Genomic DNA, 16,980 nt, shown 5'->3' on the forward strand with positions numbered 1-16,980 from the left:
ACCGCTGGCGGTCCGCTTCCCAACACGCGGCAAGTGCAGTATCATGGACGTGATGAATTTCACAAGATGGAGGAACAAGCATGAAATCTTTTCTGATCGGTTCAGCGACGGCACTCGCGGTCCTGCTCATCGCTTATCTTGCGGACAACTGGAGCCTCGCGTGGATGAATCGAATCCGGTGGCGATACAGATTTGATTAACAGCGTAATTATCCGGATTATCGCGGATAAACGGAAAATAAAGCGGATAAAATCAAAATATAGCGGATAAACGAAAAATAAAGCGGATAAATCGAAATTACCGCGTACAAATAAAAAATAAACCGTACAAATCCTACTTCTTCTTCCGGAACGTCTTCAATTTCTCGTAAATCCCCGCCATCTTCTTCTCATCCCCCGCCAGCACAGGCGAGTAAAACTCCGCGCCCCGCACGGCTTCCGGCAAATAATCCTGATCCGCCCAGCCGCCGAACGAGCCGATCGGCGTGTCATGCGGGTAGACATACCCGACGTGTCCGAGCGCTTTCGACCCGGCATAGTGGCCGTCCTTCAAGTGCGGCGGGATGTCGCCGGTTTTGCCCGCGTTGATCGCCGCCGCTGCTGCGTCGACCGCTTTATACGCCGAATTCGACTTCGGCGACATGCACATCTCCGCGACGGCGTTCGCCAGCGGGATGCGCGCTTCCGGCAGGCCGAGCCGGTCAGCCGCTTGGCAGGCTGCGAGCACATGCGCGCCGACGTGCGGCGCCGCAAGCCCGACGTCTTCGTACGCCATGACCAATAACCGCCGGGTCACAGCGGTCAGGTCGCCGTTTTCCAACAGGTGCGCCAAGTAATACATGGCGGCGTTGACGTCACTGCCGCGCACGGATTTTTGCAGCGCACTCAATAAATTATAGAAATGCGAGCCTTTTTTATCTCCGTAGACGCCGATCCGCTTCATCATCTGCCCGAGGATGTCGTCATCGGCGCGCACGACGCCGCCCGCCTCATCGGATGCGAAGACGACGGATTCCAGAAGCGTCAGCGCCTTGCGCGCATCACCACCGGAGCCGGTCGCCAGCCGGTCGATCTGGTCGTCGGAGATGTCGATCCGCTGCCGGCCGAGCCCGCGTTCCGGATCTTCGAGCGCCGCCTGCAGCAGTTTGACGATATGTCCGTGCGTCAGCCGCTTCAGCTGTTTGATTTCCCCGCAGCGGGAGCGGATGGCGGGATTCACGTCATGGAACGGATTTTCCGTCGTCGCGCCGATCAGCACAATCGCGCCGCTTTCGACGTGCGGCAGCAGCGCGTCTTGCTGTAATTTATTGAACCGGTGGATTTCGTCCAAAAACAGCAGGACTTTGCCCGTCATGCGGGACTCGGTGACCACCTCTTCGATATCCTTCTTGCCGGATGTCGTGGCATTCAGTGCGATGAACGGCAGCTCCGACGTGCCGGCGATGGCATACGCGATCGACGTCTTGCCGATCCCGGGTTCGCCGTACAGCAGCATCGACGGCACGTGGCCGTTTTTGATCATTTTATAGAGGGCGGTGGACGGGCCGATCACATCTTCCTGACCGATCACTTCATCAATCGTGCGCGGCCGCATCCGGTACGCCAAAGGTTCATTGTTCACAACAGTCGCTCCTTCCAATAAAAACAGTGCCGGAAATCTGTTCCCAGTATAGCTTTCCTCAAGGGAAAAGTCATTTCCGGCCCGGGTGTGCCACGGATTATGTTATACTTTCCTGAAGAAGATTCAATCATTGACCAGGGGTGCTTTATGAAAATTTCGACGAAAGGCCGATACGGGCTGATCATCATGACAGAATTGGCAAAACGGAACGGGGACGGGCCGGTGCCGCTCCGGCTCATCGCATCGGAACACGCGCTGTCGGAAGCGTATCTCGAGCAGCTCATCCCGCCGCTGCGGAACGCCCAGCTTGTCCAGAGCGTCAGGGGGGCGTATGGCGGCTATATGCTTGCGAAACCGGCGGTCCAGATCACCGCGGCGGACGTCATCCGCGTGCTGGAAGGACCAATCCAGCCGGTCGAGGGGATCGAGGATGCCGAACAGCCGCAGCGGGAGCTGTGGATCCGCATCCGCGATGCCGTCAAAAATGTCCTGGACACGACCACAATCGACGATTTGGCGAGGCATTCGAGCGAATGCCCGTCTGATCCGTACATGTATTATATATAGAGGTGCAGAATATGGAACGAATTTATTTAGACCACGCCGCCACATCCCCGATCCATCCGGATGTGGTGCGCGTATTTACAGAGCTGCTGCCGGAATTGTACGGCAATCCGTCGAGCATCCACGATACCGGGCGCAAGTCCCGGAAAGTGCTCGATGACGCCCGCGCAGTGTTCGCCGGCAGCATCGGCGCACAGGAATCGGAGATCATCCTGACGAGCGGCGGGACTGAAGCCGACAACATGGCGATATTCGGAACCGCCGCAAATCATAAAAAAGGCCACATCATCACGTCCGCCATCGAACACCACGCCGTGCTGAACGCGTGCAAACGGCTTGACCAGCAAGGGTGGGATGTCACTTTTTTGCCGGTCGATGAAAACGGGCTCGTCCGCGCCGAAGACGTTCGGGAGGCGCTCCGCGACGATACCGTCCTCGTCACGATCATGCTCGGCAATAACGAAGTCGGCACCATCCAGCCGATAGCGGACATCGGTCGCCTGCTGCAGGACCACCCGGCGGTGTTCCACACCGACGCGGTGCAGGCGTACGGCGTGCTGCCGATCGATGTCAATAAACTCGGTGTCGACTTATTGTCCGTGTCCGCCCACAAACTGAACGGGCCGAAAGGGATCGGTTTCCTGTACCAGCGCAAAGGCGTGAAACTGTCCCCGCTTTTATTCGGCGGGGAGCAGGAGAAAAAACGGCGCGCCGGGACAGAGAACGTGCCGGCCGCTGCGGCATTCGCGAAGGCTGTGTCGATCGCGCAGGAGACGATGGAAGCGAAAGCCGAAGAATTCCGGCGCTATAAGGACATATTCAGGGAAGCATTCCGCGGACAGGGCATCCCGTTCAAGGAAAACGGCGCGGACCAGCTGCCCCATGTCCTGAACATCAGCATCCCCGGCATCGGCATCGAGCCGTTCCTCGTGAACCTCGACCTCGCCGGCATCAGTGCTTCCAGCGGCTCCGCCTGCACGGCCGGGTCGGTCGAACCGTCGCATGTCCTGATCGCCATGTACGGCGAATCCGCCGACGAAGGCCGCAACTCCGTCCGTTTCAGCTTCGGCCTCGGACTGACGGAAGAGACGGTGACAGAAGCTGCACAAAAAGCGGCGCAGATCGCTGCACGGCTGACTAACTAAAGAAGGTGAGAATGAAATGACTGCAAAAGCTCCGTGCGACACGCGCGTCGTCGTCGGCATGTCCGGCGGCGTCGACTCATCGGTCGCAGCTTATTTATTGAAAGAACAAGGATACGATGTCATCGGCATCTTCATGAAAAACTGGGATGACACCGACGAGAACGGGGTGTGCACGGCGACGGAAGACTACGAAGACGTTATCCGCGTGTGCAACCAGATCGGCATCCCGTACTATGCAGTGAACTTTGAGAAACAGTATTGGGACAAGGTGTTTACGTATTTCCTCGACGAATACAAGGCGGGCCGGACGCCGAATCCGGATGTCATGTGCAATAAAGAAATCAAGTTCAAGGCGTTCCTCGAGCACGCGCTGTCGCTCGGCGCGGATTACCTCGCGACGGGCCACTACGCGCAGGTCGAACACGGCGAAGAGACGAAGATGCTCCGCGGCAAGGACCGGAACAAAGACCAGACGTATTTCCTGAACCAGCTCACACAGGAGCAGCTGTCGAAGGTGATGTTCCCGATCGGTCACCTCGAAAAGAAGAACGTGCGCGAAATCGCGGAAGCGGCGGGTCTTGCTACGGCGAAGAAAAAAGATTCCACCGGCATCTGCTTTATCGGCGAGCGGAACTTCAAGGAATTCCTGAGCCAGTACCTGCCGGCGCAGCCGGGCCGCATGGAGACGTTCGACGGGGAAGTGAAAGGCGAGCACGACGGCCTCATGTACTACACGATCGGCCAGCGCCACGGCCTCGGGATCGGCGGCGCGGGGGATCCTTGGTTCGTCATCGGCAAGGATCTCGACCGCAACGTGCTGTACGTCGGGCAGAACATCAACAACGACGCGCTGTTTTCGGATGCACTGACGGCGGTCGACTTGAGCTTCACGCGGAAATTCGACCTGTCGAAGCCGATCCGCTGCACGGCGAAGATCCGCTATCGCCAGGAAGACCTGCCGGTGACACTCGAAGTGAAGGACGGCGAAGCGCTCGTCACATTCGACGAACGCGCCCGCGCCGTGACGCCGGGCCAGGCCGTCGTGTTCTACGACGGGGAAGAATGCCTCGGCGGCGGCACGATCGACGGCATCTACAGACAAGGAGAACAGCTCGGCTACGTCGGCTGACGGAGGTGGCGGAATGAACTACAACGAAACCGGCATTCACTCCCTGCAGGAAGGAAAGTACGAGGAAGCGATCGCCGCATTCACGAAAGCGATCGAAGAAGAACCGGACAATCCGCTCGGCTACATCAATTTCGGCCACGTATTGGCGGCGACCGGCGACACGGAGCGCGCCGAGCGCTTTTTCCAGAAAGCGCTGACGCTCGATGGGGATTCGGCGACCGCCTGCTATGGATTGGCGAACCTTTATTTTAATGAAGACCGTTACGAGGAAGCGCTGAAGCTGTACGAGAAAGCGCTCCAGCTCGGCATCGAAGGGCCGGACGCGCATTTCATGCTCGGCAAAAGCTTCGAGCGGCTGCAGAACCCGCGCCTCGCGCTCCCGTATTACCAGCGGGCGGTCGAGCTGGACGGGGAAGACGCGGAAGCGCGGATGGGGTACGGGATCACGCTGGCGACGCTCGAGTATTTCGAAGCGGCGGAGCCGGAGTTCCGGAAAGTGCTGGAACTCGACCCGGACCACGCGGATGCCCATTACAACCTCGGGATCCTGTACGCGGTGTCGACGGATGACACAGAAAGTGCCCTGTACCATCTGAAACAGGCATTCACGCTGAATGAAGGCCATGATCAGGCGCGGGACGTGTACGACATGATCCTGCAGCGGCTGAATTGAACGGCGGCAGCTGAACGACCTGGACGGGAAGATCGGGACAGTCCTTCGGATTGCACCGGTCTTCCCGTATTTTTTATTGCAACAGAAACAGCGCGGTGTCATGATAGTGGTAAGGACAACACCGAGTGAAGGAGGCGGCCGCGATGGCCTATCAGCCCGATTTATTTGAACAGGAAAAGCAGTATCTGGCCGGCCGGCCGATCGTCTCCATTTTCCATAATCCCGAGAACTTGTTCTCCATCGCCAAAGTGAAGATCAGTGAGACGAACACAGATTACGCCGAGAAGGAGATCATTGTCTCCGGTTATTTCCCGGAGCTCGCGACGGATGAAAAGTACCGGTTCACCGGCCACATCGTCAAGCACCCGAAATATGGTATCCAGTTTCAGGCAGAGGCGTTCTCGAAAGAAGTGCCGGAGACGGAAGTCGGCATCGTCCATTACCTGTCGAGCGATATGTTTCCGGGGATCGGCCGTAAAACGGCGGAAACGATTGTCAATAAACTCGGGAAGGACACGATCCAGAAGATCCTCGACGACCCGTCCGTCCTCGATTCGATCCCGCGCCTGACCGATGATAAAAAAGACACCCTCCGCACCGGTCTGGAAAACAACCTCGGCATGGAACGCGTCATCATCCAGCTGAACGAGTGGGGCTTCGGGCCGCAGGTAGCGATGCGGATCTACCAGGCGTACCGGGAAGAGACGATCGAAGTGCTGCAGAAGAATCCGTACCGGCTGATTGAGGAAATCGAAGGAGTCGGCTTCCAGCGGGCGGATGAACTCGGCGCGAGACTCGGCTTAAGGGGGGCGCATCCGGACCGAATCAAGGCGTCGATCCTCCATTTGATCAGCCATACGTCGCTGTCGGACGGACACGTGTTCGTGGAAACCGATTGGGTCGTCCCGCAAGCGAAGAACATGCTCGAATCGAGCCAGAGCGGCGAGATCGATTTCGAATCGATCAAAAAAGCGATCATCGAACTGCATGAAGAAGGCAAAGTGGCGGGTGAAGAAAACCGGCTGTATATGCCGTCGCTTTATTATTCCGAAGTCGGCATTGCCTCGAAACTGCAGCTGCTGGCAGAAAAACAGGAAGAACGGGAGCGGTTCCCGGCTTCGGAGATCCGGATGGCGATCGGCGAAGCGGAAGAACGGCTCGGCGTGACGTATGCGGAGACGCAGGCGGCCGCGATCGAAGAGAGCGTCAATTCATCGGTCATGATCCTTACCGGCGGCCCCGGGACCGGCAAGACGACGGTCGTGAGGGGACTGGTCGAAGTGTACGCCGAGCTTCACGGCCTGTCGCTCGATCCGAAGGAATACGCCAAGAAGAAAGAGCCGTTCCCCGTCATCCTCGCGGCACCGACCGGCCGCGCCGCCAAACGCCTGAACGAATCGACCGGCCTTCCCGCGATGACGATCCACCGGCTCCTCGGCTTCACCGGCCAGGAGAAGGAAGAAGAGACCGAGCGGGAAATCGACGGCAAGCTCATCATCATCGATGAAGTGTCGATGGTCGACACGTGGCTGGCGCATCAGCTGCTGAAAGCCTTGCCGGATGATGTGCAGCTCATCCTCGTCGGCGATCAGGATCAGCTGCCGCCGGTCGGACCGGGTCAGGTGCTCCGGGATCTGCTCGATTCGAAAGCGGTGCCGGTCATCGAACTGAAAGAGATCTACCGGCAGGCGGAAGGTTCGTCGATCGTGACACTGGCGCATGAGATGAAGCGCGGGAACTGTCCGGATGATCTGCTGATGAAGACGTCCGACCGCTCGTTCATCCGCGCAGGCACCGAACAGATTCCATCCGTCGTGGAATCGGTCGTGAAGAACGCCATCGCCAAAGGGCATTCCATCCGCGACATCCAAGTGCTCGCCCCGATGTACCGCGGACCGGCCGGCATTGATTCCCTTAATAAGCTGATCCAGGAAATGGTCAACGGCAACCCGGACGGCTCCCGGAAGGAACTGTCGTTCGGCGATGTGACGTACCGCATCGGCGATAAGGTGCTGCAGCTCGTCAATCAGCCCGAGAGCCAAGTGTATAACGGCGACATGGGGGAAGTCATCGCCATCTTCAAAGCGAAAGAGACGGTGGAGAAGCAGGACCTGCTCGTCGTGTCGTTCGACGGCATCGAAGTGACGTACCAGCGGAGCGACCTGAACCAGCTGACGCTCGCTTATTGCTGTTCCATCCACAAATCGCAAGGATCGGAATTCCCGATCGTCGTCATGCCGGTCGTCCGCAGCTACATGAAGATGCTGCGGCGGAACTTGTTGTATACGGGCATCACCCGGTCGAAGAATTTCCTCATCCTGTGCGGCGATCCGGACGTGTTTCGGTTCGGTGTGACCCGCTCAGACGGCACCGAGCGGCAGACGTCGCTGAAGAACCGGCTGAAGTCGCAGACGGCGGAACCGGAAGAAAAACCGACGCGACTGACACCGGATAACCTCGAGTCCATACCGCCGCTGATCGGCATGGAGGGCGTGACGCCCGCGGATTTTGCGGGCCGCTGATTGACAGGCCGGGACCGGTTTTCTATAATGAAATCAAATATGGCAATTCACAGATGGAGATTCAGCTGAAATGCGCGCGATCCAGAGAGAAGTCCCTCAGGCTGCAAGGACTTCCGCCCGCTTCGGACTGTGCTGCTCCGGAGTGCAGGCTAATCCCTGCCGTCCCATGCCGCGTTAAGGCAGTCTTGAGAGACATGGCGCAAGCCGTGTAACTAGGGTGGTACCGCGAACAGAGCTTTCGTCCCTTTTTTGGGGCGGAAGCTTTTTTGCATTCAATTAAAGGAGGAAAAGGTTATGAAAGAATTGAAAGCTGCAGAAATCCGCAGGCTGTTTTTGGAATTTTTTAAAGAGAAAGGGCATGACGTGGAACCGAGCGCGCCGCTCGTCCCGTTCGAAGACCCGTCGCTTTTATGGATCAATTCAGGCGTCGCGACACTGAAGAAGTACTTTGACGGCCGGGTGATCCCCGAAAACCCGCGCATCGTCAATGCACAGAAATCGATCCGGACGAATGATATCGAGAATGTCGGGCGCACGGCGCGTCATCACACGTTTTTCGAAATGCTCGGCAACTTCTCGATCGGCGATTACTTCAAGACGGAATCGATCCATTGGGCATGGGAATTCCTAACAAGTGACAAATGGATCGGCTTTGATCCGGAAAAACTGTCCGTGACGATCCACCCGGAAGACGAGGAAGCGTATAACATCTGGCATGATGAAGTCGGGGTTCCGGCAGAGCGGATCATCCGGCTCGAAGGGAATTTCTGGGATATCGGGGAAGGCCCGAGCGGACCGAATTCGGAGATTTTCTATGACCGCGGTCCGTCTTACGGGGATGACCCGTCAGATCCGGAACTTTATCCGGGCGGGGAGAACGACCGCTACCTGGAAATCTGGAACCTCGTGTTCTCGCAGTTCAACCACAATCCGGATCACACGTACACGCCGCTGCCGAAACAGAACATCGACACCGGCATGGGACTTGAGCGGATGGCGTCGGTCGTACAGGATGTGCCGACGAACTACGATACGGACCTGTTCATGCCGATCATCGAAAAGACGGAAGAGCTTTCCGGCAAGAAGTATAAGGAAAATAAAGAAGACGACATGGCGTTCAAACTGATCGCCGACCATATCCGGACAGTCGCGTTCGCGATCGGCGACGGCGCGCTCCCGTCGAATGAAGGAAGAGGCTACGTCCTCCGCCGGCTCTTGCGCCGGGCGGTCCGCTACGGCAAGAAGCTCGGCATCGAAAAACCGTTCATGTTCGAGCTCGTGCCGACAGTCGGCGGCATCATGAAGGACTTCTACCCGGAAGTGGAGGAAAAAGCGGACTTTATTCAACGGGTCGTCAGACAGGAAGAACAGCGGTTCCATGAAACACTGAGCGAAGGGATGGCCATTCTGTCTTCGGTCATCGAAAAAGAGAAATCGGCCGGAAATACGGTCATTCCGGGAGAAGAAATTTTCCGGCTATATGACACGTACGGCTTCCCGGTCGAACTGACCGAGGAATTCGCGGATGAAGAAGGGATGACGGCGGACCGCGCCGGATTCGCGGCCGCGATGGAACAGCAGCGGGAGCGGGCACGGAACGCGCGCCAGGCGACGAACTCGATGCAGACCCAGTCGGACGTCCTCTCAAAGCTGACCGCCCCGAGCGAGTTTATCGGCTACGAAACGCTTGAAACCGATGCGGAAATCACGGCGATCATCCAGGACGGCCAGCTTGCCGACCGGGTGCAGGAAGGGGAAGAAGCACAGCTTATGCTGGATGTGACGCCTTTCTATGCGGAAAGCGGCGGCCAGATCGCGGATAAAGGAATCATTTCGAGCGACACGTTCCAGGCGGAAGTGACAGATGTCAAAAAAGCGCCGAACGGTCAGAATCTCCATACGGTCCGGGTGTTGTCGGGCGAACTGTCGAAAGGGCGCGTCCATGCGAAAGTGACGGCGGAAGAACGGGGCCATACGATCAAGAACCATACTGCCACGCATATCCTGCACCAGGCGCTGAAGGATGTGCTCGGCCAGCACGTCAACCAGGCCGGCTCTTACGTCGGACCGGACCGGCTCCGTTTCGACTTCTCCCATTTCGGCCAAGTGACGGATGAAGAGCTCGAAAAAATCGAGCGCATCGTCAACGAGAAGATCTGGGAAGGGATCGACGTATCCACCGGCTACCACAGCCTGCAAGACGCCAAGGATATGGGCGCGATGGCGCTCTTCGGCGAAAAGTATGGGGAAACCGTGCGTGTCGTCGATATCGGCGGCTTCTCCCTGGAACTTTGCGGCGGCGTGCACGTCGTGAATACTGCACAGATCGGCGTGTTCAAGATCGTTTCTGAAAGCGGGATCGGCGCAGGCATCCGGCGGATCGAAGCGCTGACGGGCAAAGCGGCGTATGACAGCCTGAAGCAGTCCGAGCTGATCCTGGAGGAAGCGGCCGGCCTCCTGAAGACCTCTTCCCGTGAAGTGGCGAACAAAGTGGCGGCGGTCCAGCAGGACTTGAAGGAACTGCAGCGCGAGAACGAATCACTGTCGGCAAAAATCGCCGGTGCCCAGTCGGCCGGTATCCTCGAACAGGCGCGGGAGATCGGCGGCGTCACGGTGCTGGCGGCCCGGGTGGAAGCGAAAGACAACAATCAGCTCCGTCAAATGATCGATGATCTCAAGCAGAAGCTGGACGGAGCGGTGGTGGTCCTCGGAGCTGTCGCGGACGGCAAAGTGATGATCGCTGCCGGCGTAACGAAGGATATTGCCGGCAAGGAATACAATGCCGGGCAGATCGTCAAGGAAGTCGCGGAACAGTGCGGCGGCAAAGGCGGCGGCCGTCCGGACTTCGCCATGGCTGGCGCGAAGGACGCTTCGAAACTCGATGAAGCGCTTGAATCCGTGTACGGCACTGTGAAATCTGTTTGATTCGGTCCCGTTTTCAGTTATAATGGGAATCATGCAGAGACGAGGGCAGTTCGGCCCAAATCCCAGAGAGAGGTGCTTGTCATGAGTTCGTTTGATAAGACCATGAAATTCAATCCGTCGGACGATTCGATGGAGCGGGAAGTGAAGGATGTCCTTCTTCACGTCCATTCCGCGCTGGAGGAAAAAGGGTACAATCCGATCAATCAGATCGTCGGTTACCTTCTGTCCGGGGATCCGGCTTATATCCCCCGGCACGAAGACGCGCGGAATCTGATCCGCAAGCTCGAGCGGGATGAAATCCTGGAAGAACTGGTCAAGTTCTACATCAAAAAAAATGACCGTTCCGGCCGATGAGGACAATGGGCCTGGATGTCGGCACGAAAACGGTGGGCGTTGCGGTGAGTGACGCCCTCGGCTGGACGGCGCAGGGAATCGAGACGGTCCGCATCGACGAAGCGAAAGGCGAATTCGGGATGGACCGGATCGGGGAACTGATCCGTCAGTACGACGTGACCGAAGCGGTCATCGGCTTTCCCAAAAACATGAACAATACAGTCGGGCCGCGCGGGGAAGCCTCGCAGCGCTATGCCGAACTGCTGGAAGCGACGCACGGAGTCAAGACCATCCTTTGGGATGAGCGGCTGTCGACGATGGCGGCCGAGCGCATGCTGATCTCCGCCGACGTCAGCCGCAAGAAACGCAAAAAAGTCATCGACAAAATGGCCGCTGTCATGATTTTGCAGGGGTATCTGGACAGTAAAAAATAAGACGTTTTCAACTGGAAATGGTGTGATGAAATCGCTTCAGGCGGAAGCTTTTGACCCACACGATGTGGGAAATGCAGCCAGCGCGCCAGGACGTCGGGGTGCTGCCTGCCGAGGGGCGATATCAAAAGCCCGTGCTCCTGCGCCGCTGCGCTTGCTCGTCGCAAATGAACGGGCCAGAAAATCTTCCCCGTTCATTCGCCGCCTGCCGCTCTTTCATCAGAAATTCAGTTGAATGTTGTATATTTACGAACAGACACTTTGCAGTCAGCATAGAGCTTAATGCGACGCAGTTCAAGGTGCCTCGCGAGACTCCTGCATGACCCACTTCCTGTGGGCCCGAAGGCGAGCAGAGGCTCCTCGATGGGCTGAACTAAAATTTACAGATAACCAGCGGAATTTGGGCTGCCACAGTCAAAAATTAAGGAGTGATGAAAAATGGAACACGGACAATCACAGATCACGATCGTGGACGAAGAAGGCAACGAGCAGCTGTACGAAGTGCTCTTCACATTCGACTCGGAGGAATTCGACAAGTCATACGTCCTTTATTACCCGGTAGGGGCAGATGAGGATGAAGACGGGGAAATCGAAATCCACGCCTATTCGTTCACCGAGCGGGCGGGGGATGAAGCGAGCGAAGTCTCCGGCGACCTCCACCCGGTAGAGACAGAAGAAGAATGGGACATGATCGAGGAAGTGCTCAACACCTTCCTCGACGATCAGGAAGAAGAAGAATAAAGGGCGGATTATCCGCCTTTTTCTTTTTTGCCGAGTTCCTGTATACTTAACTGGAAAACTTAAGGGGGGGAACCCGTGGAAAACCAGACAAGAAAAGATGTGATGTTCGAACGGATGAAAGAGAAAAAGCGTGAAGCGAAAGTCATCCGTCGCATCGTGTTCGCTGTGTTTCTCGTCCTGCTGATCGTCGTCGGCACCGCCCTGTATAAGGGGTATTCATATGTCAAGGATGCCTTGCAGCCGGTGGATCCGGAGTCGGAAGAGACCGTGACGGTCGAAGTGCCGATCGGTTCGGGACTGGATTCGATCGCTGCTCTGCTGGAAGAGAACGGACTTGTGGAAGATGACAGGATTTATAAATATTTTGTGAAGTTCAATAACGAATCCGATTTCCAGGCCGGCACATATGAACTGTCGCCGTCCATGACACTCGGCGAAATCACGGAAAGCCTGAAGACCGGCAAAGTCTACCATGAACCGGTGTTCACGATGACTGTCCCGGAAGGCCTCAACTTGGAGGAGATCGCCGCGGTCGTCGAAGAGCACACCGGCTATACGGCGGAGGAATTCATGGAAGTCGCGACCGATGAGGCGTTCATCAATGAACTGATGGCGCGCTACCCGAACTTGCTCACTGAAGAAATCAAAGGTGAAAACATCCGCTACGCGCTGGAAGGCTATCTGTTCCCGGCGACGTACCCGTATTATGAGGAAGAGCCGCCGCTTAAAGTGATCATCGATTCTATGGTGGAGCAAATGGCGATCACGGTACAGGAGTATGCGCCGGCGCTCGAAAAACTTCAGAAATCGCCGCATTGGCTACTGACTTTCGCGTCGCTCCTGGAAGAAGAAGCGACGTCGCTGTCCGACCGCCAGACCATCGCCAGTGTCTTCTACAACCGCCTGGAAGAAAGTATGCGGCTGCAGACGGACCCGACGGTCATCTACGGAATGGGTGAACATCAGGAGCGTCTCACGTATGCCGATTACGAATATGAAAGCCCGTACAACACATATGTGACCGACGGACTGCCGCCAGGGCCGATTTCATCGCCCGGCAAGGAGTCGATGGCCGCGGTCGTCGATCCGGCCAATACGGATTACCTGTTCTTCCTGGCCGACAGCGAAGGACGGAACCATTTCGCGGAAACGTATGAAGAACATCTGGCCAACCAGCAGGAATATATCGGCAACTGACAGATGAAAGGGAGGCGTCCTCGCCTTCCTTCTTTTTCTGTGCTATCATTAAACGGGATTTTCGAGAGGTGACAAACTGGAAATGGATACCAATTTAACCCGATCCGTATTGCGGGATATGAAAGAATACGCACAGCAGCATCACGTGCCGATCATGGAAGACGAAGGCATGGAAGAACTGATCCGGCGGCTCCGGCAGCACAAGCCGGCACGCATCCTCGAAATCGGTTCGGCGATCGGTTATTCGGCACTCCGGATGGCGGAAGCGCTGCCGGATGCGGTCATCGACACGATCGAACGGGATCCGGAGCGGGCGGCACTGGCCCGGAACTTCATGGCGGAATCCGGCTGCGCCCAAGTGACCGTACTGGAAGGGGATGCGCTTGAATTCGATGCCGGGACGCTCCACTCGAGTTACGACGCCATTTTTATCGATGCCGCCAAAGGCCAATACGGCCGTTTTTTTAATAAATACAGTCCGCTGCTTGCAGAAGGCGGCGTCCTTTTTTGTGATAACGTCCACATGCACGGGCTCGCCGGACTGCCCTTGGAAGAAGTGCCGAAAAGCAAGCGGACGATGATCCGCCGGCTGAAAGAATTCACGGCTGCGATCCAGGAGGACCCCGGCTTTACGACTGAACTGTCACCGGCCGGGGACGGCCTGTTAATCTGTATAAAAAGGAGTGCCGGCATGAAGAAGAAACGCCCTGTCGTCATCGGGATCGCTGGAGGTTCCGGTTCCGGCAAAACGAGTGTCACAAACGCCATTTACGAAGTGTACAAAGAACACTCCGTCGTGGTGATCGAACAGGATTACTATTATAAAGACCAAAGCGACCTGGCGTTTGAAGAGCGGCTGAAGACGAATTACGACCATCCGCTCGCCTTCGATAACGATTTGCTCATTGAACACATCAATGAACTTCTGCAGCGCCGGCCGATCGAAAAGCCGGTCTATAACTACGCGATCCATACCCGTTCCGATGAAACGATCCACATCGAACCGAAGGATGTCATCATCCTCGAGGGCATTCTCGTCCTGGAAGATGAGCGGCTAAGGAATCTGATGGATATCAAACTGTTTGTCGACACGGACGCGGACCTGCGGATCTTGAGACGGCTCATGCGGGATATCAATGAACGGGGCCGAACGCTCGATTCCGTCATCGGCCAGTACTTGTCGGTGGTCCGGCCGATGCACAACCAGTTCATCGAACCGACGAAGCGTTACGCAGACGTGATCATTCCCGAAGGCGGACAGAACGAAGTCGCGATCGATCTGATGGTGACGAAGATCAAGGCGATTCTGGAAGAGCATCTGTAACCCCCGGCGCTTCACCGCGCCGGTTAAATATAGGGTTGAAGTTCCAATGATTGTATATTATGATATGACGAGATTGGTGCATCTGCTGCAGATGCAGCTGAAGGAGTGGAAAGTATGTCAAATGAGAAACAATATCCGATGACTATAGAAGGAAAGCGCAAACTGGAAGAAGAGCTTGATTTCCTGAAAACGGTGAAGCGGAAAGAAGTCGTAGAACGCATTAAAGTGGCCCGGAGCTTCGGTGACCTGTCGGAAAACTCGGAATATGATTCGGCAAAAGAAGATCAGGCGTTCGTGGAAGGCCGGATCTCCACGCTTGAATCCATGATCCGGAATGCTGTCATCATCGAAGATGACGAAATGAATAACGGAGTCGTTTCGCTCGGCAAGACCGTTACATTCGTCGAAATCCCTGATGGCGACCAGGAATCGTATACCATCGTGGGTTCTGCGGAAGCGGATCCGATGGAAGGGAAGATTTCCAACGACTCCCCGATCGCCAGAAGCCTCATCGGCCGCTCGGTCGGAGAAAAAGTGAAAGTCCTGACTCCCGGCGGGGAAATGGAAATCGAAATCGTATCGATCAAATGACCGCTGCAGCCGTTTCCGTCCGGAAATGGCTGTTTTTTCGGATAGCCGCCTCCTTATGGCCGCGTTTTCTTCAATAGGAATGCCAGGCTGAAACATTCCTGCCTGGAAATCGTCTGATGTACTGAACGGATGCCATGGAAAAGCAACAAAGAGGGGGATTTGAGAATGCCGAACCACAACAAACATTATCCTTCCCGGATGGACAGACGAAACCGGACGAATTCGCTCCTGAATATCCTGATCGTCCTGGTGTTCGGTCTCATCGCAATCACCGCCGCTTTCATCATCATCGGCGGGGGATCGGACGAGCCGGAACTGGAGCAAGTGACGGTTTCCGATAACCCGGCAGAAGCAGACCAAGAGGAGTCGGCTGAAGAAGGAGGCGGCGGCACCGGCGATCCGGCCGCCGGCAGTGACGAACAGGAAGCGGAACCAGAGGCTGAAGAACCGACAGTCGGAGGGACCATCACCCGGGAAGACTCCGCTGATCCCCTCGTGAAAGAGACAATCGTCAATACAGGCTGGGAACCGATCGGCACCGAACAGACCGGCGAGCACGTCTCCCGTTACGACGGATCAAGCGCGGACTGGCAGGAAAAGCTGGAAGCCATCGCGTATGCCACCGGACTGAATGCCGATGAAATGATCGTCTGGATGATCGAGAACGGCGGCGGCCCGCAAAAATCCGTCGGGGTTGTTTCGAACAGCGCCAATACGGAACATTTCCGTGTCTATCTCCAGTGGGTGGACGGCGAAGGCTGGAAGCCGGAAAAAGTCGATGTGCTGACAACAGCGGAAGGCGCCTATTGACCGGGCGTCTTCTTTTCGGTTAAATGAAGTATGGAAAGGTGCTGAGCAGATGAAAATTGCAGTGATCGGAGCAATGGAAGAAGAAGTGGAACTGCTGCGCGCAAGTCTGGCCCATACGTCCTCGCATGTCATAGCCAACAGTGAATTCACGACAGGGACTTATGAAGGACAGGACATCGTGCTCCTGAAAAGCGGAATCGGCAAAGTGAACGCCGCCATGTCCACAGCCCTTCTGCTTCATGTATACAAGCCGGACATCGTCATCAATACCGGTTCGGCCGGCGGTTTCGATGAAACACTCGAGGTCGGGTCTGTGGTCATTTCCGATGAAGTCCGCCACCATGATGCCGATGCGACCGCGTTCGGCTATGAAATGGGACAGATTCCGCAAATGCCTGCTTCGTTCCTGGCCAACCCCGAACTCGTCGAGCTGGCGAAAAAAGCCGCCGGTGAACTGAGCGGGCAGCCGGCGGCGGTCGGACTCGTCGCCACAGGCGATTCGTTCATGAGCGACGCGGGAAGAGTGGAAATGGTCCGGCAGTCATTCCCGGATATGAAGGCGGCGGAAATGGAAGCGGCGGCCGTGGCGCAAGTTTGTTATCAGTTCGATGTGCCGTTCGTCGTCATCCGGGCGCTGTCTGATATCGCAGGGAAAGAATCGAATGTCAGCTTCGAAGAGTTTTTGGAAACCGCGGCGAAGAACTCGACGGCGATCGTGCTGCGGGTGATCCGGGATCTCGTGAATCGCCGGTGATGTGAGAAATCTCACAGCGCCACTCCTTCTTCAGTGGTAGACTGGTTCCAGCCAGTCAAGAAGAAGGAGGCGTTGACGATGGTGTTTCTTTTGGCGCTAGGCATGCTCGTGCCGGCAGTGCTGATGCTCATCATATCCGCAGAAGTGGGAGAAAACTGATCCAGGCTTAGAAAGGACCGGCGTTCGCTGCGCCAACGCTCGCTTGCTCCTGCGGTTACTCG

At 56.6% G+C, this 16,980-nt stretch carries 16 protein-coding genes and 1 pseudogene; 15 read left to right on the forward strand and 2 right to left on the reverse strand.

Annotated elements, in window-relative coordinates:
* Positions 1-333: 333 nt before the first annotated feature.
* Entirely contained in the window at positions 334-1,620 is a 1,287-nt protein-coding gene (locus CCE92_RS11330) for a replication-associated recombination protein A (RefSeq protein WP_088007956.1), read from the reverse strand.
* Positions 1,621-1,767: 147 nt separating this feature from the next.
* Here CCE92_RS11330 and cymR point away from each other — a divergent pair, with 147 nt between their 5' ends.
* The 15 genes and pseudogenes from cymR (at position 1,768) to mtnN (ending at position 16,759) form a co-directional block, all read left to right on the forward strand.
* A complete protein-coding gene (gene cymR, locus CCE92_RS11335) occupies positions 1,768-2,187 on the forward strand; it encodes a cysteine metabolism transcriptional regulator CymR (protein ID WP_088007958.1) in 420 nt (139 codons plus the stop codon).
* A gap of 11 nt (positions 2,188-2,198) precedes the next feature.
* Positions 2,199-3,329, forward strand: coding sequence for a cysteine desulfurase family protein (locus CCE92_RS11340; RefSeq protein WP_088007960.1), 1,131 nt, complete (start codon positions 2,199-2,201; stop codon positions 3,327-3,329).
* Between the two features lie 16 nt (positions 3,330-3,345).
* On the forward strand, positions 3,346-4,458 hold the full coding sequence (gene mnmA / locus CCE92_RS11345; protein ID WP_088007962.1) for a tRNA 2-thiouridine(34) synthase MnmA: 1,113 nt from the start codon (positions 3,346-3,348) through the stop codon (positions 4,456-4,458).
* Between the two features lie 13 nt (positions 4,459-4,471).
* The gene (locus CCE92_RS11350; RefSeq protein ID WP_088007965.1) at positions 4,472-5,131 is read left to right on the forward strand and encodes a tetratricopeptide repeat protein; all 660 of its coding nucleotides are present in this window, start codon (positions 4,472-4,474) and stop codon (positions 5,129-5,131) included.
* 143 nt (positions 5,132-5,274) lie between these two features.
* A complete protein-coding gene (gene recD2, locus CCE92_RS11355) occupies positions 5,275-7,653 on the forward strand; it encodes an SF1B family DNA helicase RecD2 (protein WP_088007967.1) in 2,379 nt (792 codons plus the stop codon).
* A gap of 294 nt (positions 7,654-7,947) precedes the next feature.
* Positions 7,948-10,578 (forward strand): alanine--tRNA ligase, encoded by a 2,631-nt coding sequence (alaS, locus tag CCE92_RS11360; protein ID WP_088007968.1) that lies wholly within the window; start codon positions 7,948-7,950, stop codon positions 10,576-10,578.
* A gap of 81 nt (positions 10,579-10,659) precedes the next feature.
* On the forward strand, positions 10,660-10,932 hold the full coding sequence (locus tag CCE92_RS11365; protein WP_088007970.1) for an IreB family regulatory phosphoprotein: 273 nt from the start codon (positions 10,660-10,662) through the stop codon (positions 10,930-10,932).
* On the forward strand, positions 10,929-11,345 hold the full coding sequence (ruvX, locus tag CCE92_RS11370; protein WP_088007972.1) for a Holliday junction resolvase RuvX: 417 nt from the start codon (positions 10,929-10,931) through the stop codon (positions 11,343-11,345). The genes CCE92_RS11365 and ruvX overlap by 4 nt, the downstream gene beginning before the upstream one ends.
* Positions 11,346-11,780: 435 nt before the next feature.
* A complete protein-coding gene (locus CCE92_RS11375; protein ID WP_088007974.1) occupies positions 11,781-12,083 on the forward strand; it encodes a DUF1292 domain-containing protein in 303 nt (100 codons plus the stop codon).
* A 75-nt stretch (positions 12,084-12,158) separates the two neighbouring features.
* Complete coding sequence (gene mltG, locus CCE92_RS11380) at positions 12,159-13,280, forward strand: endolytic transglycosylase MltG (protein WP_088007976.1); 1,122 nt, start codon at positions 12,159-12,161, stop codon at positions 13,278-13,280.
* Between the two features lie 118 nt (positions 13,281-13,398).
* Positions 13,399-13,947, forward strand: a pseudogene (locus tag CCE92_RS16230) (O-methyltransferase); the annotation flags it as partial.
* A gap of 24 nt (positions 13,948-13,971) precedes the next feature.
* Complete coding sequence (gene udk / locus CCE92_RS16235; RefSeq protein WP_175578095.1) at positions 13,972-14,604, forward strand: uridine kinase; 633 nt, start codon at positions 13,972-13,974, stop codon at positions 14,602-14,604.
* Between the two features lie 114 nt (positions 14,605-14,718).
* Positions 14,719-15,195, forward strand: a complete 477-nt coding sequence (gene greA / locus CCE92_RS11390; protein ID WP_088007980.1) for a transcription elongation factor GreA — start codon at positions 14,719-14,721, stop codon at positions 15,193-15,195.
* Between the two features lie 165 nt (positions 15,196-15,360).
* On the forward strand, positions 15,361-16,005 hold the full coding sequence (locus tag CCE92_RS11395; RefSeq protein ID WP_088007982.1) for a YrrS family protein: 645 nt from the start codon (positions 15,361-15,363) through the stop codon (positions 16,003-16,005).
* A 49-nt stretch (positions 16,006-16,054) separates the two neighbouring features.
* Positions 16,055-16,759 (forward strand): 5'-methylthioadenosine/S-adenosylhomocysteine nucleosidase, encoded by a 705-nt coding sequence (gene mtnN, locus CCE92_RS11400; protein ID WP_088007984.1) that lies wholly within the window; start codon positions 16,055-16,057, stop codon positions 16,757-16,759.
* Between the two features lie 11 nt (positions 16,760-16,770).
* Here the strand turns inward: mtnN and CCE92_RS16135 are convergent.
* The coding region (locus CCE92_RS16135) for a hypothetical protein (RefSeq protein WP_206601401.1) at positions 16,771-16,980 on the reverse strand (210 nt) is incomplete at its 5' end.

Origin of the sequence: Indiicoccus explosivorum, from assembly GCF_002167005.1 — a bacterium.
Taxonomy (GTDB): Bacteria; Bacillota; Bacilli; order Bacillales_A; family Planococcaceae; genus Indiicoccus; species Indiicoccus explosivorum.